This window comes from Patescibacteria group bacterium (genome assembly GCA_022563395.1).
Classification (GTDB): Bacteria; Patescibacteriota; Minisyncoccia; order Minisyncoccales; family UBA10102; genus 01-FULL-49-22b.
In genome coordinates, this window is record JADFNM010000001.1 from 24,440 (window position 1) to 47,995 (window position 23,556).

At 45.8% G+C, this 23,556-nt stretch carries 23 protein-coding genes, 3 tRNA genes and 3 rRNA genes; 28 read left to right on the forward strand and 1 reads right to left on the reverse strand.

Features of this window, described 5'->3' with window-relative positions; translation table 11 throughout:
- Position 1: 1 nt before the first annotated feature.
- The 22 genes from tsf (at position 2) to IH982_00220 (ending at position 15,753) form a co-directional block, all read left to right on the forward strand.
- Complete coding sequence (tsf, locus tag IH982_00115; protein MCH7828267.1) at positions 2-451, forward strand: translation elongation factor Ts; 450 nt, start codon at positions 2-4, stop codon at positions 449-451.
- Positions 448-807 carry a hypothetical protein gene (locus tag IH982_00120; protein MCH7828268.1) on the forward strand — a complete coding sequence of 120 codons (360 nt, stop codon included), beginning with the start codon at positions 448-450 and terminating at the stop codon, positions 805-807. Before tsf ends, IH982_00120 begins: the two co-directional genes overlap by 4 nt.
- A gap of 7 nt (positions 808-814) precedes the next feature.
- Positions 815-889, forward strand: a tRNA-Thr gene (locus IH982_00125).
- 299 nt (positions 890-1,188) lie between these two features.
- Positions 1,189-2,666 (forward strand): 16S ribosomal RNA (locus IH982_00130).
- Positions 2,667-2,964: 298 nt separating this feature from the next.
- Positions 2,965-3,036, forward strand: a tRNA-Ile gene (locus tag IH982_00135).
- 6 nt (positions 3,037-3,042) lie between these two features.
- A tRNA-Ala gene (locus IH982_00140) sits at positions 3,043-3,114 on the forward strand.
- Between the two features lie 24 nt (positions 3,115-3,138).
- Positions 3,139-3,642, forward strand: a complete 504-nt coding sequence (locus IH982_00145; protein MCH7828269.1) for a hypothetical protein — start codon at positions 3,139-3,141, stop codon at positions 3,640-3,642.
- Positions 3,643-3,765: 123 nt separating this feature from the next.
- Positions 3,766-4,071, forward strand: coding sequence for an MscL family protein (locus IH982_00150; GenBank protein ID MCH7828270.1), 306 nt, complete (start codon positions 3,766-3,768; stop codon positions 4,069-4,071).
- Between the two features lie 119 nt (positions 4,072-4,190).
- Positions 4,191-4,397, forward strand: a complete 207-nt coding sequence (locus tag IH982_00155) for a DUF378 domain-containing protein (GenBank protein MCH7828271.1) — start codon at positions 4,191-4,193, stop codon at positions 4,395-4,397.
- Positions 4,398-4,455: 58 nt separating this feature from the next.
- Positions 4,456-4,884: a superoxide dismutase, Ni gene (sodN, locus tag IH982_00160; protein MCH7828272.1), complete on the forward strand. Its 429-nt coding sequence runs from the start codon at positions 4,456-4,458 to the stop codon at positions 4,882-4,884.
- On the forward strand, positions 4,881-5,249 hold the full coding sequence (sodX, locus tag IH982_00165; protein ID MCH7828273.1) for a nickel-type superoxide dismutase maturation protease: 369 nt from the start codon (positions 4,881-4,883) through the stop codon (positions 5,247-5,249). The genes sodN and sodX overlap by 4 nt, the downstream gene beginning before the upstream one ends.
- Positions 5,250-5,312: 63 nt before the next feature.
- Positions 5,313-5,990 (forward strand): hypothetical protein, encoded by a 678-nt coding sequence (locus IH982_00170; GenBank protein MCH7828274.1) that lies wholly within the window; start codon positions 5,313-5,315, stop codon positions 5,988-5,990.
- Between the two features lie 373 nt (positions 5,991-6,363).
- Positions 6,364-9,338: ribosomal RNA gene (locus tag IH982_00175) — 23S ribosomal RNA — on the forward strand.
- A 153-nt stretch (positions 9,339-9,491) separates the two neighbouring features.
- Positions 9,492-9,599, forward strand: a 5S ribosomal RNA gene (gene rrf / locus IH982_00180).
- Between the two features lie 282 nt (positions 9,600-9,881).
- Positions 9,882-10,100, forward strand: coding sequence for a heavy-metal-associated domain-containing protein (locus tag IH982_00185; GenBank protein MCH7828275.1), 219 nt, complete (start codon positions 9,882-9,884; stop codon positions 10,098-10,100).
- A gap of 36 nt (positions 10,101-10,136) precedes the next feature.
- Complete coding sequence (locus tag IH982_00190; GenBank protein MCH7828276.1) at positions 10,137-11,300, forward strand: hypothetical protein; 1,164 nt, start codon at positions 10,137-10,139, stop codon at positions 11,298-11,300.
- Between the two features lie 16 nt (positions 11,301-11,316).
- Positions 11,317-11,580, forward strand: a complete 264-nt coding sequence (locus IH982_00195; GenBank protein ID MCH7828277.1) for a thioredoxin family protein — start codon at positions 11,317-11,319, stop codon at positions 11,578-11,580.
- 386 nt (positions 11,581-11,966) lie between these two features.
- The gene (locus IH982_00200; GenBank protein ID MCH7828278.1) at positions 11,967-12,194 is read left to right on the forward strand and encodes a cold shock domain-containing protein; all 228 of its coding nucleotides are present in this window, start codon (positions 11,967-11,969) and stop codon (positions 12,192-12,194) included.
- Between the two features lie 530 nt (positions 12,195-12,724).
- Complete coding sequence (locus tag IH982_00205; protein ID MCH7828279.1) at positions 12,725-13,468, forward strand: ZIP family metal transporter; 744 nt, start codon at positions 12,725-12,727, stop codon at positions 13,466-13,468.
- A 243-nt stretch (positions 13,469-13,711) separates the two neighbouring features.
- Positions 13,712-14,194 (forward strand): hypothetical protein, encoded by a 483-nt coding sequence (locus IH982_00210; protein ID MCH7828280.1) that lies wholly within the window; start codon positions 13,712-13,714, stop codon positions 14,192-14,194.
- 215 nt (positions 14,195-14,409) lie between these two features.
- Positions 14,410-14,946: a hypothetical protein gene (locus IH982_00215; protein MCH7828281.1), complete on the forward strand. Its 537-nt coding sequence runs from the start codon at positions 14,410-14,412 to the stop codon at positions 14,944-14,946.
- 45 nt (positions 14,947-14,991) lie between these two features.
- Positions 14,992-15,753: a peptide chain release factor N(5)-glutamine methyltransferase gene (locus IH982_00220; GenBank protein MCH7828282.1), complete on the forward strand. Its 762-nt coding sequence runs from the start codon at positions 14,992-14,994 to the stop codon at positions 15,751-15,753.
- A 7-nt stretch (positions 15,754-15,760) separates the two neighbouring features.
- On the opposite strand, the gene truB is transcribed toward IH982_00220, so the two are convergent.
- Positions 15,761-16,423: a tRNA pseudouridine(55) synthase TruB gene (gene truB, locus IH982_00225; protein MCH7828283.1), complete on the reverse strand. Its 663-nt coding sequence runs from the start codon at positions 16,421-16,423 to the stop codon at positions 15,761-15,763.
- A 35-nt stretch (positions 16,424-16,458) separates the two neighbouring features.
- Between truB and IH982_00230 the strand changes: the two genes are divergently transcribed.
- The 6 genes from IH982_00230 to IH982_00255 all read left to right on the forward strand — a co-directional run bounded on the left by IH982_00230 (position 16,459) and on the right by IH982_00255 (position 23,508).
- Entirely contained in the window at positions 16,459-18,102 is a 1,644-nt protein-coding gene (locus IH982_00230; GenBank protein ID MCH7828284.1) for an FAD-binding oxidoreductase, read from the forward strand.
- Positions 18,103-18,424: 322 nt separating this feature from the next.
- Entirely contained in the window at positions 18,425-18,847 is a 423-nt protein-coding gene (locus IH982_00235; GenBank protein ID MCH7828285.1) for a DUF4430 domain-containing protein, read from the forward strand.
- Positions 18,840-20,924 carry a terpene cyclase/mutase family protein gene (locus IH982_00240; GenBank protein MCH7828286.1) on the forward strand — a complete coding sequence of 695 codons (2,085 nt, stop codon included), beginning with the start codon at positions 18,840-18,842 and terminating at the stop codon, positions 20,922-20,924. The genes IH982_00235 and IH982_00240 overlap by 8 nt, the downstream gene beginning before the upstream one ends.
- Before the next feature lie 554 nt (positions 20,925-21,478).
- Positions 21,479-21,937, forward strand: a complete 459-nt coding sequence (locus IH982_00245) for an RpiB/LacA/LacB family sugar-phosphate isomerase (protein MCH7828287.1) — start codon at positions 21,479-21,481, stop codon at positions 21,935-21,937.
- Between the two features lie 47 nt (positions 21,938-21,984).
- The gene (locus IH982_00250; GenBank protein ID MCH7828288.1) at positions 21,985-22,617 is read left to right on the forward strand and encodes a ribulose-phosphate 3-epimerase; all 633 of its coding nucleotides are present in this window, start codon (positions 21,985-21,987) and stop codon (positions 22,615-22,617) included.
- Positions 22,618-22,626: 9 nt separating this feature from the next.
- Positions 22,627-23,508, forward strand: a complete 882-nt coding sequence (locus IH982_00255; GenBank protein ID MCH7828289.1) for a transketolase — start codon at positions 22,627-22,629, stop codon at positions 23,506-23,508.
- Positions 23,509-23,556 lie beyond the last annotated feature (48 nt).

Genomic DNA, 23,556 nt, shown 5'->3' on the forward strand with positions numbered 1-23,556 from the left:
TATGGCAGGAATTGACGATATAAAAGAGTTGAGGTCAGATACGAGCATGTCGGTAACAGACGTGAAAAATGCTTTGGAAGAGGCAAAAGGAGATATGACAAGGGCAAAAGAGCTTCTGCGTTCTCGCGGAGCTGAAATTGCACAAAAGAAGCAAGAAAGGGAAGCTGGCGAGGGAATCGTTGAAACATATCTTCATGCCACAGGAAAGACGGGGGTTATCTTAGACCTACGCTCTGAAACCGACTTTGTTGCAAAATCTCCGGACTTCAAAGCATTGGCCCATGAACTGGTGCTGCAGATAGCTGCCATGGATCCAGAATCCGTAGAGGAGCTTTTAGCGCAAGACTATGTGAAAGATCCTTCAAAGAAGGTGCAGAATCTTTTGGAAGAATATATTGCGAAACTCGGAGAAAACATTGTTGTAAAGCGATTTTCGCGTTACCAGATATGATAGGAGTTATTGCGGCATCAGTCATTCTTATTTTCAGCACTGCTGGCCTTTTGTATTTTGCAGTAAAGAAAGCCCCGATGCTTTTAGCATATCCCGCAAGAGAGGAAGGCAACTTGCCAAAAGAGATTTTAAAGAAGATTGCAGACAAGGTACAGGATTTAAAAGTCCTGCATCAGGTTGCCTCCCCCGACATGCTCTTGCAGAATGTGCTTTCCAAGACCAGGATTGTGGCCCTCAAGACCGAGTCAAAGACCGGCAAGATCTTGGAAAATCTGAGAAAGAGATCCCAGGGAAAGAGTGGCAATTCCAAGTTTTCAGATGACTATTGGAAAAAGCTCAGGAAAAAGAGGGTGTGACCGTTATGCCGAGGTAGCTCAGTGGAAGAGCAACTGTTTTGTAAACAGTAGGTCGCGAGTTCGAATCTCGCCCTCGGCTCCAGGTCTTGACTAGGGGGTCAGGACATAGTATCCTTTCTATACAAGGCTTATGTAGATTCTTTGCCACATTAGTTTCTTTTAAAAGACAATTCCCGAAGGTGTTCTTATTGAATGCCTTCGGGAGTTGTTTTGACCCCGTTAGAGGCCCGATTTTCCCCACTGGAAAAATCGGCAGAAACCAAAGGTTTCTTGCCTCTAACGGGGTTGACCCAATTCCCGTTCTTTAAAAATTACATACGAAAGTAAGTTAAGTTGATTCTTGAGAGTTGTTCCGACTCTATTAGTACTCTTATAAGAGTACGTTTAGAGAGTTTGATCCTAGCTCAGGATGAACGCTGGCGGCGTGGATAAGGCATGCAAGTCGAGCGATCTGGCTTTTGCCAGGTAGCGGCGAACGAGTTAGTAACACGTGGATACGTACCCTGAAGACGGGCATAATCCGCCGAAAGGCGGACTAATTCCCGATAGTTCCCGTAAGGGTAAAGAAGCAATTCGCTTCAGGAGCGGTCCGCGGCCTATCAGCTTGTTGGTGAGGTAATGGCTCACCAAGGCTATGACGGGTAGGGGAGGTGAGAGCCTGTTCCCCAACGTGGGTACTGAGACACGGACCTGACACCTACGGGTGGCCGCAGTCGAGGATATTGGACAATGGGGGAAACCCTGATCCAGCGACGCCGCGTGCGGGATGAAGGCCTTCGGGTTGTAAACCGCTTTTATAGAGGAAGAAACTTTTAGTTGACGGTACTCTATGAATAAGGGGGTGCTAACTCTGTGCCAGCAGCAGCGGTAATACAGAGCCCCCGAGCGTTATCCGGATTTATTGGGCGTAAAGCGTCTGTAGCCGGTCTGGAAAGTCTTTTGTTAAATGCCAAGGGCTCAACCTTTGGAATGCAAGGGAAACTTCCAGACTCGAGGATGTTAGGGGCTGATGGAACTCTTGGTGGAGGGGTGGAATCCGTTGATATCAAGAGGAACACCAAAAGCGAAGGCATTCAGCTGGAACAGTCCTGACGGTGAGAGACGAAAGCGTGGGGAGCGAAAAGGATTAGATACCCTTGTAGTCCACGCCGTAAACGATGGATACTAGCTATGTGAAGTGTCGACCCTTCACGTGGCGAAGCTAACGCGTTAAGTATCCCGCCTGGGAAGTACGATCGCAAGATTAAAACTCAAAGGAATAGACGGGGGTCCACACAAGCGGTGGATCATGTGGCTTAATTCGTCAACAAACGAGGAACCTTACCAGGGTTTGACACCTATCGGAAAGCTTCCTGAAAGAGAAGCCTTCTCACAAGGACCGGTAGGCAGGTGTTGCACGGCCGTCGTCAGCATGTACCTTGAGGCGCTCCGTTAAATCGGGCAACATGCGCAACCCCTATCGCTTGTTTTACATGTCAAGCGAAACTGCCTGAGACAATCAGGAGGAAGGTGGGGATGACGCCAGGTCAGCGTGGCCCTTTGATATCCTGGGCTGCACACATGATACAATGGAGCCGACAGCGGGACGCAATGCAGTAATGCGGAGCAAATCCCTAAACGGCCCCCCAGTTCGGATTGAGGTCTGCAATTCGACCTCATGAAGTCGGAATCGCTAGTAATCGCGTATCAGCTATGGCGCGATGAATATGTTCCTGGACCTTGTACTCACCGCCCGTCAAGTCAAGCGAGCCGGGAATACCCGAAACTCCACCTTGCGTGGATCTAAGGTAGGCTCGGTGAGAGGGACTAAGTCGTAACAAGGCACCGGTAGGGGAACCTGTCGGTGGATCACATCATTTTTCGAAGTGTCGTCCAGATAGCCCAGCCCTTTCTACGTTTCTGCACTGTCAATCGACGAGTGTGGTAATGTGGAAAGGTATTCTTCACGAAATTGTATTTTTTGAGGAAAGCGCGGGGTGATCTGAGGTTTGACTGGAGCCATAGAATCTAGTTCCTGCCCACATCTGTAAAGTTGTGGCGGGTTGTGGAGTCGGAGCAACTCTCAGAGATCAACTTACAAGAGCAAGGTCTTCACAAAAGGCCTGTTTTTGTTTATGATAGAGAACGAACATTTCCTTAATCTCGTTAAGGAAATATGCGCGTGTAGTTCATTGGCAGAACGCTTCTCTGATAAAGAAGAGGTAGAAGGTTCGATTCCTTCCACGCGCACAATTTGGGCCTGTAGTTTAGTGGTAGAACACCTCATTTGCAATGAGGAGATCGTGGGTTCGATTCCCACCAGGTCCACAGATATAAACTTAATGAAATAACATGTTTGAATATAATTGGAAAAACAAAGAAGCAAGCTTCGGACCGCCAGTAGCAAAAGAAGTTCCAGGCGGTACACATATTTCCATTGAAAACATTTTAACGTTCCAAGGGAAGTTCGTTGCGTTGAGACGACCAGAGGCAAACCCACAGCACGAGATACCAGAAAAAGCACAGAAAGCTAAAAAAGCGCTCCTGTATTTTGTGCATAACCTTCCACGTTGGGGCGAGACCCTGGATCAGTACGTCAACCGTGTCGTGATGGATTACGCAGGGGTAAAAGTGAGAAGCTACAAGGTTGTTGGACTCGACATAGAACTGTACGAAGACACTCAGCAGTGGGCGTGGACACCCTATACCTTTGTAGAACTTGAGTCTCTGCCTACCTCGGGAGTGTATGGCAATGAAATTACCGAGGTGGTAACGTTTAACATAAATACTATTCCAGACGAGTTTGGCTGGTGGGAGAAAGGTGAGTTGGAGCAATTTCTTCGTAAATCTCAGTAATCTGTCTGAGTTCTGAGAGAAGTTGGTTTCCCGCCTACGCTAAAGCTACGGACGGGCAAGGCAACTGAGCCCGCAGTTTAAGACAAAGTCGAAAAATAATCTCAGTTAAGCATTTTATTTACTATGCAAAGTTTCATTAACTTTATCAGAGAGCAAGGTGTAATGGGTCTGGCGATTGGTTTTATTTTAGGAGGTGCGGTATCAAAAGTTGTTGCGTCGTTCGTAGAAGACATCATTAATCCTATACTCGGGATTATATTGGGAGCCGCAGGAGCGCTTGATGCTGCAGTACTTAAAGTTGGTCCTGTTGAGATTTTGTGGGGAAGTTTTGCGGCCACGATAATTGACTTTGTAATTATAGCTCTTGTTATTTTTTACGGTTTTAAATTCTTAAAACTGGAAAAATTGGACAAGAAGAAAGGTAGCTAGAAACAAAACAGTTGTTTTCCACAGGCAGGGTATATTGACAGCCTGTTTTTTGGTATAATATTTCAATATCTCAAAAGGTCGTTTTTTGTTGTTTTGAAACTAAATACATAATATTTAAAATGGTGCAAAAAGGTACAATAAGTTTAGCTGTCGGCATCCTCTTGGTTGTTGGTGGTTTAAACTGGGGATTGGTTGGACTTTTCAACCTGGATGTTGTTGCCACCGTCTTTGGAGGAACCGCAGCATTGGGATCTAAAGTGGTCTATGTGCTTGTGGGTCTCGCAGCTTTGTATAAGCTGGCCAAGATGGTGGGAGTAGTGAAGTAATTGATACTTCTTTCCGCCCCCCACCGTACGGTGGGGGATCAAAGAGGCATTTATTCTCATGCTGTACTCATTTTTTACTCTTTTAAGCCGCATTATTCCTGCAAGGGAGGTGTTTGCGCATTGCGACATTCCTTGTGGTATATACACACCACAGCCAGCTCAAACTGCGGCTAGAACCGTGGTAAAGATGGTAGAAAAGCTTCAGGAAATAAGTCCTACTGACATTCACGGGATTTCACGACTTACTGCGGTGAAAGAAGAACATGCCCAGATTGCAAAGGAGCAGCTCCTTATTTTGTGGACTGATTACTTTGCAGAGGAGCATCTCAAAGCATTTCCCGATCTCCATGAAACCTTTTGGAAGGCAACAAAGCTTTGCAGTAAGGTAAAACAGGAGGTGAATATGCAGGCGGCGCAGGACTTGCAAAAGGCGGTAGATGAGATAGCAGAGATGTTCCAAGAGGCAGAGAGGGCAAAGAAGCAATGATTTCCTACTTCAAAGTGAGAGAACAAAGCATGGAACCCTGGGCTAGGGAAGGAGACTTTGTGGTAGTAGATAGGATGTCCTATCTTTTTTTAAAACCCAAGATAGGACATGTTGTAGTAGCAAGGCACCCCAAAAAACCTAGCATACTGCTCTTAAAACGTATTGTTAGAGAACAGAAGGATAGGTACTGGATAGAGGGAGATTGCACCTCAAAAAGCACAGATAGTAGGCATTTTGGGTGGCTCAAAAGAGATTTTTTGGTAGGAAAAGTTATCCACAAGACAAGCTCCCTTGCTTGTAGTATAATGGCACAATGCATAAATAGGCATATTAAGGTAGTGCCATTTGTGCGAGCACGCACATAATGTCATAATCCTTTAAAGGTCGGGAAAAGTACTTTGCATAACTAAAATAAACATACACACAATATGGTTCTCAATTTGTACGAGGTTACTATCACCGGCCTCCTGGATTTGTGGCAAGGATTCATTGGCTTTTTGCCGGCTTTGGTAGGAGCCTTGGTAATCTTTAGCATTGGATGGTTCATTTCAGTTGGAGTGGGCCGCTTGGTAACTGACATTTTAAAGAGAATTAAATTCAATCAGGTTTTTGAGCGGGGGAATTGGAAGCACGCCTTAGAAAAGGCGGACATGAAGGTGGATCCTGCAGGATTCATCGGCAGCATCTTCAAGTGGGTGTTAGTTATCGTATTCCTCTTGGCCGCAGTTGAGGTCCTTGGATTGAATCAGCTGGCTGTTTTCATTACGAGTGTTCTGGCATATTTGCCTAATGTTTTGGTTGCTTCGTTGATTTTCGTGGTAGCCGTGATTATCGCAGATATTGCAGGGAAAGTGTTGAGGGCAGCCGTAGAATCCACCCAGATCGGGTACGGGCATCTGGTTGGCGTGATTGTGCGATGGTCCATCTGGGTCTTTGCGATCGTGGCAATCCTGCAACAACTTGACATCGCAGCCGGGTTTTCTCAGGATGTCGTACGCGCTATCCTCGCGTTCCTGGTCATTACCGGAGGTTTGGCCTTTGGCTTGGGAGGAAGGGAAGTAGCAACTCAGTTGCTGCAGGACCTGAACCGAAAACTGAGAGGGTAAAAACTCAACTGCTTGAGTTTTTATATCCTGAATTTGAACCACCCCGCCTCCTCGGCGGGGTGGTTTTTATTGATCTCAAGTATTTCTTGGCAAAACCAAGGAATCCTTAATTTCATTTAGGAGATATGCGGGTTTTCAAAGGAGCGGGGTCTTTTCTTGACATTCTATCTTGGCTCAGCTATACTCTTTTAAGACATGAGAAATACGCAAAAACATTGCAAACTACAAAGCGGCTGGCAAACCTGATGGGTTTTTGTGTCAGTTATGAAGCCGCTTTAAAAAGCGGTTTTTCGTTGCTCGTGTCAGTACGTTAATAATTGAATAATGGGTATAATCTGCTAGCAACAGGAATCAATTGTGGGGTACCCGTAAGGGTACCTAAATTACAGGCAGATAGTGGATGCCTTGGGATGCAAAGGCGATGAAGGACGTGGCGTGACTGCGATAAGCCTCGGGGAGTAGTTTAGCATGCTTTGATCCGGGGATGTCCGAATGGGGAAACCTGGTTTGTGGAAACACAGATCGTCCCGACGTAACGTCGGGAAGCGAACCCGCTGAAGTGAAACATCTCAGTAAGCGGAGGAACAGAGAACGCAAGTTTATTCCCTTAGTAGCGGCGAGCGAACAGGGAGGAGCCTAAACCCCATACTTTTTGTATGGGGGGTTGTAAGACTATAGTGTCGGGAGTTAAGCACTCAACCGAGTGCTTAATTTCGGAGGGAGAACATTTAGATAAAGTGGTTAGAAGAACGCCCCTGGAACGGGCGGCCAAAGAGGGTAAAAGCCCCGTATTCGAAAACTACCTTTATGCTCCTTGCTATTTTTCTTGAGTACCTCGGGACACGAATATCCCGTGGGAAGCTTCCGGGACTGTCCGGAAAGGCTAAATACTTTGCATCACCGATAGTGAACTAGTACCGTGAGGGAAAGGTGAAAAGCAGCCCGGTGAGGGCGATGAAATAGAACCTGAAACTATCTTGCCTACAAAGAATCGGAGCCCCGCACATAATGTGTAGTATCCAACATGATACAACGATAGTACATATTATGTGCGGGGTGACGGTGTGCTTTTTGCAGAACGAGCCAACGAGTGTTCCTAACAGCTTTGTCGAAACGCTTCTGGCGTGAAGGCATAGCGAAAGCGAGTGTGAATAGCGCGACCAATTAAGCTGTTGGGAACGACCCGAAGCCAAGCGAGCTTGCCATGAGCAGGGTGAAGTCAGCCGAAGGGCTGATGGAGGCCCGAACCCGTAGATCGTTCAACGTCTTGGGATGACTTGTGGTAAGAAGTGAAAAGCTAATCGAGCTTGGTAATAGCTGGTTCTCCCCGAAATAGCTTTAGGGCTAGCGTCGAGAAGCAAGTCTTGGAGGTAGAGCTCTGGAAAGAACGTTCTTGGGGCAACCCAGATGTTTTTACCAAACTTCGAATGCCAGGATCCTAGACTCGGCAGTCAGAACGTGGGGGCTAAGCTCCGCGCTCAAAAGGGAAACAGCCCAGATCTTCATCTAAGGTCCCTAAATCAAGCTAAGTGCAAAACAAGGAAGTGAAACTCCCAAGATAGCTAGGAGGTTCGCTTAGAAGCAGCTATCCTTTAAAAAAAGCGTAACAGCTTACTAGCTAAGGAGTTTTGCGCCGTAAATTCATAGGGGCTAAGCTTGATACCGAAGATAAGGACCTCGTACCATACGGTGCGGGGTGGTAGGGGAGCGTCCTTACTGCAGTGAAGTCGAGTCGTGAGGCTCGGTGGAGCGGTGAGGAGTGAGAATGTTGGCATGAGTAACCACAATGCAGGTGAAATCCCTGCACACCGAAAACCTAAGGTTTCCTTGGCAATGACAATCATCCAAGGGTTAGGCGGCCCTAAGTGCTGCACCGAACGGTGTAGTGCGATGGACAGAAGGTTAATATTCCTTCCCCTTGTCATATGCTTTCTCAGATGACGGAGGGTAGTAACTCTTGCAAGTTAATGGATTCTTGTCCTTGGCGTGATTGGGTAACCAAAAGCGCAGAGGCGACCTGCCGTTATGGCGGGGAGAAGAGTGAGCGCCCTTCCCGGAAAAGCTCTGGGAATATGAATATGATGAGTCCGTACCGAAAACCGACACAGGTGGGTTGGTATCAACGTACCAAGGTGAACGGGTGAAAGCTCCTGAAGGAACTCGGCAAATCAGTGGTCGTAACTTCGGGATAAGACCTCCCGCCGCAAGGCGGGCGCAGCAAACGTATTCCTGGCGACTGTTTACCAAAAACACAGGTCCCTGCTCAACTCGAAAGAGGATGTATAGGGGCTGACGCCTGACCAGTGCTGGAGTGTTAATCCTGCAGGTGGCTTTGAGCAATCAGAGCTGCTTAGTGGGTGAAGCCCCAGTGAACGTCCGCGGTAACTATAACCGTGTTAAAGTAGCGTAATCCCTTGCCTGGTAAGTTCAGGCCCGCATGAAAGGCGTAACGACTGGGAAACTGTCTCCAGGAGCTGCCCGGTGAAAATGCAATACCGGTGAAGATGCCGGTTACCTGCGGCTAGACGGAAAGACCCCGGGAGCTTTACTATAGCTTCTTATTGTCTTGTCATTTTACCTGCGTAGAATAACAGGGAGGCTTTGAAGCCTGTCTTTTGGGATGGGTGGAGCCGTCAGTGAAATACCTGTCTGGTGAAAAGATAAGACTAATTCAGCTTTTTGCTGATGACAGTGGGAGGTGGGTAGTTTTAGTGGGGCGCTAGCCTCCTAAAGAGTAGCGGAGGCGTTTATAAGGTCGGCTAACGAGGGATGGAAATCCTCGCAGTCGTGTAAAGGCACAAGCTGGCTTTACTGCGAGACGGATATGTCGAGCAGTTGCGAAAGCAGAACTTAGTGAACCGATACGTCATAGTAGAAGGCGTAAAGATCATCAACCAAAAGTTACCCCGGGGATAACAGGCTGGTAGTGCCCGCGAGTCCATATCTACGGCACTGTTCGGCACCTCGATGTCGGCTCATCACATCCTGGGGGTGGAGAAGCTCCCAAGGGTTTGGCTGTTCGCCAATTAAAGTGGTACGCGAGCTGGGTTCAGACCGTCGTGAGACAGGTTGGTCCCTATCTACCGCAGGCGTCGAGTCTTGAGGAGAGTTGTTCCTAGTACGAGAGGACCGGAATGAACTAACCTCTGGTGTACCAGTTGTCCTGCCAAGGGCACCGCTGGGTAGCTATGTTGGGAAAGGATAAGCGCTGAAAGCATATAAGCGCGAAGCCTACTCCAAGATGAGGACTCATGAATCCCTCGAAGATCACGAGGTTGATAGGCTCTAGGTGAAAGTGCAGCGATGCATTGAGCCGAGGAGTACTAATGATTCGAACATTGATTTCTGTGCTTGCAGATTATGCCCATTATTTTTAAAAGAACGTTCAAGTGGGCCAAAACTCAACTGCTTGAGTTTTGGCGGGAGGCCCACTTTAGTTGCCATGTGCGAAAGCACGGCATACCGAGGGTCTCCCCGGTACATTAAATTAGCGAGTGCAAAAGTGGGGATTATACTGCGGTTGTCCCACCTGTTCCCATACCGAACACAGAAGTGAAATACCGCAAGGCCGATGATAGTGCTCTGCGCGAAAGTAGGTAGTCCCCACTTTTGCACTTCTCATAACGCTCGGAAGACAAGCAGTTGGCTTCAACCCTGAGCGTTTTTTTGTTTGTCAGTTTGTTTGGGGTCCCCGAATACTATCCTCATGTTTTCATTTGGTTAAACCTTTCTCAGTCAGCTTTGAGGCCGGAGATCGCCGGATTTGCAATGGCATTTAGTTCTGTTTCGGTAGTGCTGAACTCTTTGCTCTTGCGTTTATATAAAAAGCCCAAGTTCGCAAGAGTATGAAGAGATGGTATAATACGAATATATAAAATTTATATTACTATTATGACCAAAAAAGTTCAATTTTCTATAGAAGGCATGCATTGCGGTTCATGTGCTGCAGGAATTAAAATGGTCTTGGACAATACAGGCGGAGTCTTAAACGCTACTGCAGACTGGGACAGCAAAAGTGGTGGGGTGGAGTATGATGATGAAAAAATCAAACTGGAGGATATTTTGAAGGTGATTGAGGAGCTTGGATATAAAGCAACTCCCAAAAGTTAATAATATGGATTTTCTTTAGAAAGAAATAGCTATATTATGAGTGATGAAATTCTTCAGGAGCAGAGGAATGAATTAAACAATGAAGAAGTGCCACAAAAAAAAGGTATAGGGCGCTTTATTTTTGCCTTTTTCACGTTCTCCCTTCTTGCTGTTGTCGCAGGAGGACTTTTTTGGATTTTTGCGTTAAGCCCGAGTTCCCCTGTAGGGTTTGGATGGTATCTTTTTGCGTTTGCTGCGGGGCTCTCTATGATTGTTTTGCCCTGCACTCTACCATTGGCATTTGTCATTGTTCCTTTGGTGATGGGAAAAAGTTATGCAAAAGGGTTAGCTACCGCATTAAGTTTTAGTATTGGGGTCGTGATAACCCTTAGTATGTATGGCATACTTGCCGCCCTACTGGGCAAGGCAGTGTTTGGTTTTTCTGGTGGAAGTGGGGAGATGATTAAAAATGTTTTCTATGCTCTTGCGGGAATCTTTGCAATTACTTTTGCTCTTGGAGAGCTCGGATTTTTAAAGGTGAGAATACCAAGTTATTCGGGGGCAGTACCCGGATTTATTCAGAAACGTAAAGATATATTAAAGCCACTGCTTCTCGGACTATTTTTGGGCAATATTGGTGTTGGTTGTCCCCACCCCGCAACCCCTATGATTTTAGGGCAAATTGGCATTATAGGAGACGTGTTCTACGGCTGGCTTTTGTTCTTTGTTCATGCCATTGGAAGGGTAATTCCACTTTTGGTTTTCGCAATGTTTGGAATAATTGGAATTAATGCGACAAAAGCATTGGTTCGTCATAGAGTAACTATCGCAAAAACAACTGCGTGGGGAATGGTATTTGTTGGTGGTTTTCTCTTTACTCTCGGGTTTTTCGGCCATAATTGGTGGGTGTATTCGGGGCAGCATACTCTCTTTGAAGAAGTGGTGCAGGAGGAGAGGTTTACAGATATTTTATCGCAAAGACTTAAAATAGCTCCTCCCCACAGGCACGGTCCAGAGGAGTTAGAGGGGAAAGCAGGTATGTTTGGAGCACCTCTTTGGCTCGGGAACTGGGTTTTAGTGGCCTTGTGGGTCTTGCCCATGTGGTGGTATTGGTTTAGATCGGGGCGCAGAAGAAAAATGGGAGTATTTTTTGTGGTGATTACTATTTTGTTAGGTTTAATCTTTATTCGCATCTTGCCTAATTGGTTTTTTGGCTTATGATAAATATTCAATTCCCATGAGCAAAGTAATAATTCAAGAGGTTACCTCTTCTGGGTGCAGTCATTGTGCCGTTACAAAAGAAGTATTAGAAAACGAAATTAAACCGCAATTTCCCGATGTAGAGGTTGAATATATTGATATGATGACCGAGCAAGGCCAGAAAATGGTGCAGGACTACGGCATTATGTCCTCACCCGGGGTTATTGTGAATGGAGAGTTATTCTCGATGGGCGGCCTTGATAAAAACAAGCTCATCGAGAAAATTAAATCCCTCAACTGACTTAATAAGCCAAATCAGGGATATAAACCTCTTGTGCTTCTATAATCTTGGTTCTAACGTTGTCCGACAGGGGGGGGAGCCATTCTTGAAAATTCAATACTGCCTAAACGAAACTTAAGCAAACTCACCCAAAGCAAGTAGTTCCTTAATTTCATTAAGGAGATAATCAATAGAATCAATCATGCTTAAATGAGATTTAAGCAGCATGGAGAGAAAGAATCGCAGAGCTAAGCTCAGCTTTGCATGCGGAGCCTGGTATTGACATTCTAGACTCCATATGGTAGTATTATTTTGTTTAAATCAAAGCTGCAAGAGAAACAGAGTCGAGTTTTAGTCTTCAGCATTCTGTATTTAAGCGTCTAATTAAGCTATTTCTTTTTACAGCAATGCCAGAAGGAACTATTGCTCGATTGACTGACCGAGGATTTGGATTCATTAGTGTTGAGGGAGAGGAAAAAGATCTTTTTTTCCACTCCAACGAACTCAAGAATGTAGAGTTCAAAGATCTTCGGGAAGGAGATAAAGTAACGTTTGAGATAGGAGAAAGTCCAAAGGGACCTAACGCCACCAACGTTAACCGAGTTGAAGCTGAAGCTCAAGCTGAAGCTGCATAACAAAACAAAAGCACCCCCAATATTGGGGGTGCTTTTGTGTCTAAGCTTTCAATCGTCAAGAAGGCGGTTTTTTTGGTATAGTTAATTACTACATAGACTACAATCTATCGCTACATCACCGGAAAGCTCGTAGCCTACTTGTTGCATGAACAGAAAAGTAGCAGCCGCACTCATAACTATAAGAACTATAACTATACTCATTGGTATTTTTGCGCCCATGGTTTGTTGTTTGTTTTAACCTTATTTAAGAATCTTTCGACCCTCTTTATTATCAATTCTAGACTCCTCGCCGATTTTAATGGTTATTATATTTACTCGGATTTTGTCGGCTAGTTCTTGGGTGGTATAAAACTCTTTGTTCACGTTCTTTTATTATACTTTACAATGGCTTGCAAAGTAAAGAGTCTGTTTTGCACAGAACAGGTTCTAACATCGTCTTGTAGGAGGGAACCGTTTACTGCCTAAGCGAGACTTAGGAAGTATGGCTAAAGAGAATCGCCAAGAAGGCGGTTTTTTGGTAATATATATGCATGGATCCATTTTTTCTTACGCTGCTTGCAACCTTTGGCATTGCTGCGCTTGCGCTTTCAGGGAGTTTTCTCTTGTTTGTAAAGGACCATTTCTTAAAGCGTATTTCGTTGTATCTTCTTGCTATGGCAGCCGGTGCCTTGCTGGGAACCGCATTCTTGCATATTCTTCCCGAAGTAGTAGATAAGGGAGTTCCGGAGCAGGGATTCTTGATTCTGCTTGGCGGATTTCTCTTTTTCTACATTGGTGAAAAGCTTCTCCATTTGCACCATGGGCCCCAAGGAGCAGACGAGCACAGTCCTCGTGTTCTGGGTGTGCTGAGCCTTTCGGCTGATGCCGTGCACAACTTTGTTGACGGTATTATCTTGGCCGTGGCCTTTTTGGTGGATGTAAGGCTTGGCATGGTGACGGCAGCTGCCGTTGCTCTGCATGAGATACCCCAAGAGATAGCCGAATTCGGGGTGCTCTTGTATGCCGGGTTCTCAAAGCGGCGGGCTCTATTCTTAAACTTTCTTTCTGCAACAACCGTTATCCTTGGAGGAGTTGTGGGATTTTTATTCCAAGAAACTTTCATCTCCTTTATTCCTTTTGTGCTGCTGTTTGCGGCAGGAAGCTTTTTATACATTGGAGCTTCAGACTTTGTGCCGGAGTTTAAGAAAGAGCGCAATCCAAAGAGAGCTCTTGCTCTTTCTTTCACCTTCTTTTCTGGAATCTTTTTAATGTGGATATTTACCTTTGTGGAGTAAAAAAAGGCCAAAACTAGATTGCTTTTATATGAACCAAAAGTCGCCTTCGGGCGATTTTCTGTTAGAACAAACAAGAGGACGGCATAGAAGAGGAGATTGACTGGATGATCCTGGCCGGGTTTGTGCGGAGTGGAGCTGTGGAAAACCGCTCTTGAGGTGCTTTTTTGTTTCCCAGGGTTTGTGGTAGCATACAAGAAGAAAGGGCGAAGCTACATAAAGTATAATTTTAACAGACACGTTCGTATGAACAAAATAATTCTTGTGACAGGGGCCATTCTTGTTCTTGGGGGGGCGCTGTTCCTCTGGCAGATAGGGCTTCCCGGGTACACGGGCAGCGTTCCTTATGTAGAGGAGGTAGAGGAGGCAAGCATCTTTGAGAGGATTCTTTCTGGGAACGGCACGCAGAAAGCCGTGCTTGAGCCGGTTGACGAGAGCAACAGCCGGGGGTTGGGGTACCGCTTCGTTCAGGACGGCACGATGCTCCACGCGGTTGCAGCGAGAATGGAAGACCCCTTGGAGGGAACCGTGTACGAGGGCTGGCTGGTGCAGCCCGAACCCCTCCGGTTTTTCTCCACGGGAGTCCTGGAGAAGAACGAGCAGGGAGAATGGGTGCTGGAGTTTGAGTCCCAGGAGGAGTACCCTTCCTACACGCGCGTCATGATTACGCGAGAGTTCATGGTGGACGAGACCCCGGAGGCGCACATCCTGGAAGGAGACCTCTTTTAGGAGGCCCCATTCTTCTCTTGACGCGAAAGAGGGAGCATGCTATACTCATTGTTGTACTAGAGTCGGAGTACAGTTTCCACCCCACGAAGATTATGTGGGTTGGTAGTAGAAGTCACATCAAGATTCTTTTGAAATCAAGTTGTACTTCGAAAATAGAGTGGAACAAGAAAACCAAGGAAGGTTTCAGAGACCTATGGTAGAAGGAAACTGGACTTGTGCCGATTGCGGCACAGCCATTACCCAGCTTCCTTTCCAACCTCGTGCTGGAACGGAGAACAATGTTCGCTGCACTGATTGCTGGCGAAAGAATCGTCCTCCTCGAAGAGACTTCCAGAATTAAAACCACAGCCCTGCACCATACGGTGCAGGGTTTTGGTTTACCTTTTCTTTATATGTTTGTCTGGGGAAAACTTTTTTGCCTTGATTCTTTGCTCTATGGTATGGTGGTGAAACGATATCACGTGGTGTACTCAAAGAAAAGCTGGAAAGAAGGGAGTACCATGCCAGAAGTGCAAGAGTTGTGGCACGAATGCGTGCGGTGTGGGAGCATCTTTGATGCAGATACTCCCGCCTGTCCTCCGTGCGGAGCGGAAGAGCCACGAGAGCTGGACCTTACGCTCAGGGAAGTTCTGGAACATGTTGATCCAACCAAGGTTTGGACCAAGACCCCCAAGAGGTTCTACGAACTTCTCGAGGAAAGAAAGCAAGTCCTTGCTCAAAGAGAGCTGGATGCCCAAGCTGTGTCGGTGTAGCTGACACAGCTTTTCTCTTTGTCGTGAGTGTGATACGAAAGTGGTATGAACCAAAGGAGATTTTTCAAGGAAGCAAGATGGTTGCTTCAAGAAAAGTATCAAAGCAAACTTACAAAAGCTGCAAAAAAAGATATTGCACGACTCAAAGCAGGGGAGCCGGTGGATTACCTTATTGGATTTGTAGAGTTTGCGGATTGCCGCATTGATCTTTCCTTAAAACCTCTCATTCCTCGCCCGGAAACAGAGCATTGGACCCAAAAAGCCATACAAGATATCCGCATGTCTCCTAAACGAAATTTAAGCACTCACTGTTTAGATGTATTTTCCGGATCAGGATGTATTGGCATTGCAGTTTTAAAGCACATTCCCCATGTTTGTGTTGACTTTGCAGAAAACGAGAAAAAGTTTTTACAGCAAATTCATCTTAATCTTAAAAAGAACAGAATTTCAAAGAAGCGCTTTCGAGTATTTCAGTCAAATATCTTTTCTGAAGTATCTTTGCGGTATGACTACATTTTTGCCAACCCACCATATGTCGCAAAATCAAAGAAACATAGTGTACATGCATCAGTTCTTAGGCACGAACCTCGTGAAGCTTTGTTTGCGGGGAAAGATGGGCTTTTGTACATCAGAAGGTTTTTGAAAGAAGCAAAAACACATCTCAAACCAAAGGGATCAATATACCTGGAGTTTGACTCTCCTCAGAAAAAAGAGATAGACAAACTTCTCCAGCGGTTTGACTATAGTTCTTGGCAATTCCATAAAGACCAATACGGGAAATGGCGTTTTGTCGTTGTGGAAAACTAAATCTCGTTTAGTTATCCACACCTAAACGAGATTTAAGCAGACGAAGTTGTTCTAAAGAAATACTATCTTTGATTGTGAAATCTCCGACACGGGTGCGTTCAAGCTCGGTGAGATAGGCGCCGGTGCCCAATGTTTCTCCAATGTCTTTTGCTAAAGAGCGGATATATGTGCCGGCGGAACATACAACTCGAATCTTGAGCGAGGGCGGAGAATATTTGAGCACCCCAATCTCGTGAATCTGCACTTTCCGACTGGGGAGCACCACATTCACGCCTCTTCTTGCAAGCTTGTACGCGGGAACCCCTTTTACCTTTATCGCAGAATAGGGCGGGGGAGTCTGCTTTATCTCTCCCACAAATGACCTTAGCGTATCCTTAATCTCGCTTAAGTGTGGATAACTTAGTGAGACCAAGGATATTTGGCCTTCGGGGTCGCCTGTAGTGCTGGTTTTGCCAAGTTCTAGGGTAGCAACATATTCTTTTTTGGTGTTTTTGGTGATTTCAGTGAGTTTTTTGGTATCCTCTCTTCCCACGGCAACAACAAGAACACCTGTTGCAAAGGGGTCTAAGGTACCTGCATGCCCTACCCGCCTTTCTCCTGTTTGTCTTCTGACTTCATCCACCACGTCGTGGGAGGTTATGCCTTTTGGCTTGTTGATGTTGAGTACCATTAAGGGTAAACTTAACTAAACTAAGTTTAGCAGAAATGAATCTAAAAGAAGAACTCAAAACAGTACTCAAGGGTGAAGTGGAGGACTCGCCAGATATTCTCCAAGAGTACAGCAGAGATGCTTCTCTCTTTGAGCTAAAGCCCCGGTTAGTTGTATTTCCCAGAGATACAGAGGATGTAAAATCTTTGGTGAGGTTTACCAAAGAACATCCGGAGGAAAACTTGTCTTTAACCGCAAGAGCCGGGGGAACGGACATGACAGGAGGGCCTTTGACCCAAAGCATTGTGGTGGATATGGCGCGCCACTTTAACAACATTCTTGAGATTAAAAATAATAGAGCAAGGGTGCAGCCGGGGGTTTGGTACCGGGACTTTGAAAAGAAAGCTGCAAAGCAAAACCTTTTGCTTCCTTGCTATCCTGCTTCAAAGGACATTTGCACCTTAGGGGGCATGGTAGCGAATAATGCAGGAGGAGAAAAGACCTTGCGTTATGGCAAGACCGAAGATTACGTTATAGAGCTTAAGATAGTTCTTTTAGACGGAGAAGAACATACCGTAAAACCCCTCTCATTTCAGGAACTTAAAGAGAAGATGGCAGTTGAAGGATTTGAGGGAGGGTTTTACCAAAAGATATTTAAGCTGGTTCAAGAACACAAATCCCTTCTTGCATCGGTAAAACCCAAGGTTTCCAAAAACTCTGCCGGATACTACCTTTGGAATGTATGGGACGGAGCAACTTTTGACTTAACAAAACTCTTTGTTGGCTCTCAAGGCACGTTGGGGATTATTACTGAGATAACCTTTACATTGGTAACGCCAAAAAAGCATTCTACCCTGCTTGTACTCTTTTTGTATAATTTTGCACCGCTGGCAAAGCTTACACAAAAGCTTCTGAAACATAAGCCAGAGAGCCTGGAATCGTATGATGACCATACATTGCAATTTGCAATCATGCACATTCCGGATTTTATTAAGCTCTTGAAGGGGAACATCATCACCTTAGCTTTTCAGTTTATCCCCGAGTTTATCATGTTTTTGAAAGGAGGACTAAAACTTCCAAAACTGGTGGTGTTAGCTGAGTTTACCGGAGACTCAGAAGAAGAAGTCTACAAAAAAGCCGCAGCTGCAAAAAAGGATCTTGCTGGTTTCAAAGCGCTGATGAGAATTACACGTTCTGACAAAGAGGAATTAAAGTATATGACAGTGAGAAGGCAGAGCTTCAATCTGTTGCGACACCACGTGAAAGGCAAGCGCACCGCTCCCTTTATTGACGATATCATTGTTCCGCCAGAAACATTGCCTGAGTTTTTGCCAAAGCTTCAGTACATCCTGGCACAGCACCCAAAGCTCGTCTATACCATTGTGGGCCATGTAGGGGACGGCAACTTTCACATAATCCCCTTGATGGACTTAAGAAAGGAAGAGAACAGAATTCTTATTCCCTCTTTAATGGAGCAAGTGTACAAGTTGGTGTTTGAGTACGGGGGAAGCATGACTGCAGAACATAATGACGGCATTATTCGCACCCCCTTTTTAGAAGATATGTTTGGCAAAGAAGTGGTAGAGTTGTTTTCTAAAACCAAACAAGTGTTTGATTCTCAGGGTATCTTTAACCCGGGCAAAAAAACAAAAGGTGATGTGGATTTTGCCCTTTCGCACATAAGTCTCAAAAACAAGTAATCCACAGGAAGCTATGGGTTGTATGACTTGACGTACTTTTGTTGCCCAAGGTAGAATGCTTGCAGAACACAAGTGAAATGACAGGAATTCAGAGGAAGTGGGTGTAATTCCCATGCCACAGCCCTGTACCATATGGTACTGGGCGTGGCCGTGCATCAAATGATGCATGGCTCCCCCGGAACGGTTAGAGCCCGGTCGACTGAATTCCCCTCTATAAGTTTTGGTCACGTCCACTCGAGGGAGGGGGAAAGCGTCCATGAAAGGAAAAGCTTCTTTCAGGTGACCTTAAAACTCCCTCAGGAGTATTTTTTTGGCTTGAAATATGAACAAAGGAACGCTTTTCTTGCTTTTTTCCGTAGTTCTTTTAGGAGGTGGAGTTGCTGGCAGTGCTTTTCTGCAGGGTGGGACAGAGAGTATTGTCCCAGCCCCTAGGACACCAGAGCAACTCATCCCTGTCATCCTTGAGGTTGAAGGGACTATGTATAAAGTGAGCGTAAAACCTGGCAGCAATGCGTATGATGCCATGGTGCAAGCTCATGAAACCTCTGACCTGAGTTTTGAGGGCACTGAGTTTTCTGGACTAGGGTTTTTTATAGAAGAGATCAACGGATTACGGCAGAATCCCAGGGTTGGGAAGTACTGGATATATTACATAAACGGCAAGATGGCAAAGGTTGGAATATCAATATACAAAGTACAGACAAATGATGTTATCTCGTGGAAGTATGAAAAAGAACATGAATAAACTTACCATTCTCGTTGTTTTCTTTGGGTTGGCTTTTGCCGCTTCTGTTCAGGCCAGCAATGTTTCTGTGTCTTTGAGGTATCAGGATACGCTTGTGCTTGACGCCGTATCTTTTGAGCTTCCTTTGCCGGGAACCGTCACCATTATGGATACCGAGGGAGAAGAAAGATTGGTCAATGTGCAAAGCGTGCTTGGCGTGCTGATTGCACTTGATGAAGCTGACGCATCCTTTGAGATGTCAAAGATACAATACTTTGTCGCTTTTGAATCTTTGTATCTCCAATGTATTACCGTAACTTTATTGGGAAGCGAACCGTGCGACAACTGGTTGTATGCGGTTAATGGAACGTCTCCTGGCTTAGGAATGGACGCTTTTATTCTTACTGGTGGAGAGCAGATTTATGTATACTTTGGCCCTTCCCATCAAGTTGTTTTGAGCGCAACTACCATAAGCCAGGGAGCATCCTTTCAGGCTACGGCGCAGAATTATCAATATCAAGATAATACCTGGGTTCCGCTTACCGGGATAACTATTGGTTTTACGCAACCCGACCTTAAAAACCCATTTTCTCCTATTGAGGTATTGCTTTTAGCCGTAGATGAGCAGGGGCAAATATCATTAAACCTGGATATTCCGCCAGGGGATTATAACGTGGGCATTAAAGAAGATTTTTACTTTCCAAGCGTTCAGCTTACGGTAGTTGCGCCCACCCCTACAAGGCAAAGCGGGGGAGGACTGCCCCAGCACGTGCATCGGAATTTGGATGTCAAGAAGGCAATGCAATTTCTTGCCCTTAACCAAAATGAAGATGGATCGTTTGGCCAAGGAACATTATTCACCGACTGGGCAGCAATTGCTTTTGGCGCATATGGCGAGGAAAGTCCTATAAAAGAAAAGGTAAAGGATTATTTGCTTGACGATCCCGATCCAGGCGGTTTTCTCACCGATTACGAAAGAAGAGCTATGGCGCTGATGTCTCTCTCAATAGACCCGTATTCTGGCACCAAAACCGATTACATTCAAAAGATTAGTGATGGTTTTGACGGCACGCAGTTTGGAAATCCTAACCTGGTGAACGACGATATCTTTGCTCTTCTTGTTTTGCTTAATGCTGGATACGAGGCGTCTGAAGGTATTATTGCAAAGACACTGGAGTTTATCCTTTCCTATCAACTGGAGAACGGCTCTTTTGTGGGTGTGGATATGACAGCAGCTGCGGTGCAGGCATTGGCTCTGGTGTCTTCAGAGAAAGGCGTAAGCGATTCTCTTTTGAACGCGAAAGAATATCTTAAGAGCCAGCAGGAGAATTCTGGCGGGTTCAAAAACGTGTATTCTACAAGCTGGGTAATGCAGGCAATGGCAGCTCTTGGAGAGCCGGAAACATCTTTCGCGGGCAACCAAAACACACCCGGAGACTATTTGTACATGCAGCAGGCAGAAGACGGGGGAGTGGAAGAGTCAGATACCAATACGGACAACCGTATTTGGGCAACGTCATATGCTATCCCAGCTGGCCTTTCAAAGCCATGGGGCGACATACTCCAGGATTTTGAGAAACCTGCCATGCAGCCAGTTGAGCCAGTTGCTCAATCCTTAAAAGAGGAGTTGATCCAAGGAGAGATTGCTGCTTTGGAAGTGTCTATAGATGTACTTTCTCAGCACATTGCATCCCTTGCTGAAACTACAAGGAAACTGGGGGTGATTGAACTTAAGGTTTTACGCATTGCACAAGAAGTAGAGGCATTAAGACCTCAGGTTGCGGCGCTATATGTTGCTTACCTTGCAAAGCTAGAGCGGCCGCAGTCCAAAGCATTGGCCCAGCAGTCGAGTACTGAGGTCGCAAAGTCCAACGTGTTAGAAGACGGAACCATTACCTTTGAATCTGAGGCCACGACCCTTAAGCAAGAAGACGGTGAACAATTCACGGCAGAAGCTGCCTTGACAGCACAAAACTTTTTCCGTTCTTCTGCCGGACAGGCGGTCTTGGCCCTTTTGGTAGGTGTTATTCTCTTTCTTGTTCTTGGAGGATGGAGAGTCATTCTTTCTTTGGTTCGGCGCCCAAGAACTGTGGTTTGACCCCCACACCATAACAAGGTGTGACCCCGTCCTATTTGCGCAAAGCGCGCACCTTGTTTAGTGTGGGGGTTTGAACTCAGGCAGCAGAGAAGATATACTAAGGACATGAAACAAGATGTCTTGCTCCGTGTTGTACGGACATTAAACCTAAACCCAAAACCTGAATACAGAGGGTTTCGCTGCGCAAACTGCCAGCGCTACTTGCACAAGGCATGGCATCACTGGCTAACTTCTGGTGGATATAGGATTTCAGTGCATCTTTGCCAATCTTGCGAGGGTTTGTTTAAGCAAGACAAGTTGAAAGCTCGTGGCTTGAGCCGCCCTGTTTTAAAATCAAGATTCTATACGAATTTTTCTTCTAAGATTCGGAGCCAACTCCGCAATTTTCTTGGTAGAACATCAGCAAAACCGGTCTATAAAAGTTTTGCCTGCGACAAATGCAGAACCAGTTTGCTGAAAGCCTACCATGTGTGGTCGTTTTTGCGCGGTTCTTTACGTGAACTCCATTTGTGCAAGCGATGTGGAGACACGGTCTTTTTGGTATAATCTATACTATGAAAATCTATCTTGCAGCAGATCATGCTGGCTTCGATTTAAAAGAAGTCATCAAGAAATATTTAAAAGAACAGAGAAGAGAGGTTGAGGATATGGGGGCTTTTACTTTAAATAAACAGGATGACTACCCCGACTTTATCCTGCCTGCTGCCATAAAGGTGGCAGAGAATCCTCAAGAGAACTTTGGTTTGTTTTTTGGCGCTTCAGGACAGGGAGAGGCCATAGCGGCAAACAAGGTAAAGGGTATTCGGGCAGCAGTGTACTATGGGGGGTCTTTGGAATTGGTGAAGCGTTCTCGCTCTCACAACAATGCCAACGTTCTTTCTTTGGGCGCAAGGTTTCTAACCGTAGAAGAAGCAATTGACGCCGTTGAGATGTGGCTCAGAACAGAGTTTGTAGGCGGGAGACACGAACGTCGTATTGAGAAAGTGAAGAAGTTTGAACAACGCAGACAATAACTTAATGAAATTAAGGAATCCTTAGTCTAGCTAAGGAGAAAGAAACTGTGCAAAAAGTTGTACCAGCTATTCTCACTCAAGACCCATCTTCACTAAAGGACCAGCTTGAGATATTGAAAAACCACACGAAGTGGGTGCAAATTGACATTATGGACGGTAAGTTCGTCCCTGCAGTTTCTGTGAACATTTCACAACTGCAGGAGGCTTACCAGTTTTTTAACCTTGAAATTCACTTAATGGTCAAAGACCCAGAAAACTATTTGGAGGACTGCAATGCAGTAGGCGCAAAACGCGTGTACTTTCACCTGGAAGGGGCGCGGAATCCAGAACAGGTGCTTTCTGCCATGGAGAAGTATCCCTTTCAAAGAGGAATTGCGCTTAATCCAGAAACGACAGAAAACCAGCTCGCCCCCTATGCCAAGAATGCGGATGCAGTTTTGCTTCTCAGCGTGGTGCCGGGAGCGCAGGGACATGAGTTTATTCCTTCTACGACAGAAAAGGTGCAGCAGATTCGGTCTTTCAACCCAGACGTGGTTATCGGCATGGACGGAGGAATTGCAAAAGACAACATAAAACAGGTGTTTAAAGCGGGAGTGGATTACGTTGCTGTGGGAAGTTCAATCTGGAAAACAGAAGACCCCGTTGCTTCTTTGAGAGAGCTTCAAGAAATGGTAAGCTAGAGTAACTATATGAAAGAATACTCTATTAAGGATCTTAAAAAGAAGGCAAACCAGATACGCCAAGACATCATTAAACTCTTGGTTCAGGCCGGATCTGGGCATTCAGCAGGTCCTTTAGGTATGGCAGACATTTTTACTGCCCTGTATTTTCGCGTTTTAAAGCACAACCCAAAGAACCCAAGATGGAAAGACCGGGACCGCCTCATTCTTTCTAACGGGCATATTTGTCCGGTGAGATACACTGCCATGGCTCATGCAGGGTATTTCCCGAAGAGTTGGCTTAAAACCTTTCGTAAAATCAACTCAAAGCTGGAAGGACATCCGTCTTTCAAGAAACTTCCTGCAGTGGAGACTTCTTCTGGCCCCCTGGGTGAAGGGTTGTCGCAGGCCTGCGGGTTTGCCCTGGCTGCCAAGATGGACAACGCAAGCTACCACGTGTGGTGTTTGATGTCAGATGGCGAACACCAAGAAGGCATGACCTGGGAGGCAGCAATGCTGGCCTCCAAGTATCGTTTAAACAACCTCACGGTGGTGGTGGACAGAAACAACATTCAGATTGACGGCGTGACAGAAGATATCATGCCTTTGGAACCCTTCAGGGCAAAGTATGAAGCGTTTGGCTGGCATGTGATAGACATGAACGCGCATGATATGAGAGAAATCATTTCTACTTTAGAGGAGGCAAAGGCAATCCAAGAAAAACCCGTGTGCATTATTGCTCATACCATTCCCGGTAAGGGAGTTTCTTTCATGGAAAAAGACTATAAATGGCACGGGGTCCCGCCGGGAACTGCGATTGCAGGAGAGCCAGAAAAGGAAAAGCAAGTAAAGATTGCCCTGAGAGAACTTCGTACCCTAAGGGAAAAGATTGAAGCTGCCGACATTGACTAGCTGCTTAAATCTCGTTTAGGTGTGGATAACTAAACGAGATTTAGGCAA

What these genes read in the sequence shown, in the direction of transcription:
- IH982_00190 (MCH7828276.1), top strand. Translation starts at nt 10,137, where the DNA reads ATGAGTGATGAAATTCTTCAGGAGCAGAGGAATGAATTAAACAATGAA.
- IH982_00240 (MCH7828286.1), top strand. Translation starts at nt 18,840, where the DNA reads ATGAATAAACTTACCATTCTCGTTGTTTTCTTTGGGTTGGCTTTTGCC.
- IH982_00235 (MCH7828285.1), top strand. Translation starts at nt 18,425, where the DNA reads ATGAACAAAGGAACGCTTTTCTTGCTTTTTTCCGTAGTTCTTTTAGGA.
- IH982_00200 (MCH7828278.1), top strand. Translation starts at nt 11,967, where the DNA reads ATGCCAGAAGGAACTATTGCTCGATTGACTGACCGAGGATTTGGATTC.
- IH982_00205 (MCH7828279.1), top strand. Translation starts at nt 12,725, where the DNA reads ATGGATCCATTTTTTCTTACGCTGCTTGCAACCTTTGGCATTGCTGCG.
- sodN (MCH7828272.1), top strand. Translation starts at nt 4,456, where the DNA reads ATGCTGTACTCATTTTTTACTCTTTTAAGCCGCATTATTCCTGCAAGG.
- IH982_00120 (MCH7828268.1), top strand. Translation starts at nt 448, where the DNA reads ATGATAGGAGTTATTGCGGCATCAGTCATTCTTATTTTCAGCACTGCT.
- IH982_00230 (MCH7828284.1), top strand. Translation starts at nt 16,459, where the DNA reads ATGAATCTAAAAGAAGAACTCAAAACAGTACTCAAGGGTGAAGTGGAG.
- IH982_00195 (MCH7828277.1), top strand. Translation starts at nt 11,317, where the DNA reads ATGAGCAAAGTAATAATTCAAGAGGTTACCTCTTCTGGGTGCAGTCAT.
- IH982_00145 (MCH7828269.1), top strand. Translation starts at nt 3,139, where the DNA reads ATGTTTGAATATAATTGGAAAAACAAAGAAGCAAGCTTCGGACCGCCA.
- IH982_00185 (MCH7828275.1), top strand. Translation starts at nt 9,882, where the DNA reads ATGACCAAAAAAGTTCAATTTTCTATAGAAGGCATGCATTGCGGTTCA.
- truB (MCH7828283.1), bottom strand. Translation starts at nt 16,423, where the DNA reads ATGGTACTCAACATCAACAAGCCAAAAGGCATAACCTCCCACGACGTG.
- tsf (MCH7828267.1), top strand. Translation starts at nt 2, where the DNA reads ATGGCAGGAATTGACGATATAAAAGAGTTGAGGTCAGATACGAGCATG.
- IH982_00155 (MCH7828271.1), top strand. Translation starts at nt 4,191, where the DNA reads ATGGTGCAAAAAGGTACAATAAGTTTAGCTGTCGGCATCCTCTTGGTT.
- IH982_00220 (MCH7828282.1), top strand. Translation starts at nt 14,992, where the DNA reads ATGAACCAAAGGAGATTTTTCAAGGAAGCAAGATGGTTGCTTCAAGAA.
- IH982_00245 (MCH7828287.1), top strand. Translation starts at nt 21,479, where the DNA reads ATGAAAATCTATCTTGCAGCAGATCATGCTGGCTTCGATTTAAAAGAA.
- IH982_00150 (MCH7828270.1), top strand. Translation starts at nt 3,766, where the DNA reads ATGCAAAGTTTCATTAACTTTATCAGAGAGCAAGGTGTAATGGGTCTG.
- IH982_00255 (MCH7828289.1), top strand. Translation starts at nt 22,627, where the DNA reads ATGAAAGAATACTCTATTAAGGATCTTAAAAAGAAGGCAAACCAGATA.
- IH982_00170 (MCH7828274.1), top strand. Translation starts at nt 5,313, where the DNA reads ATGGTTCTCAATTTGTACGAGGTTACTATCACCGGCCTCCTGGATTTG.
- sodX (MCH7828273.1), top strand. Translation starts at nt 4,881, where the DNA reads ATGATTTCCTACTTCAAAGTGAGAGAACAAAGCATGGAACCCTGGGCT.
- IH982_00210 (MCH7828280.1), top strand. Translation starts at nt 13,712, where the DNA reads ATGAACAAAATAATTCTTGTGACAGGGGCCATTCTTGTTCTTGGGGGG.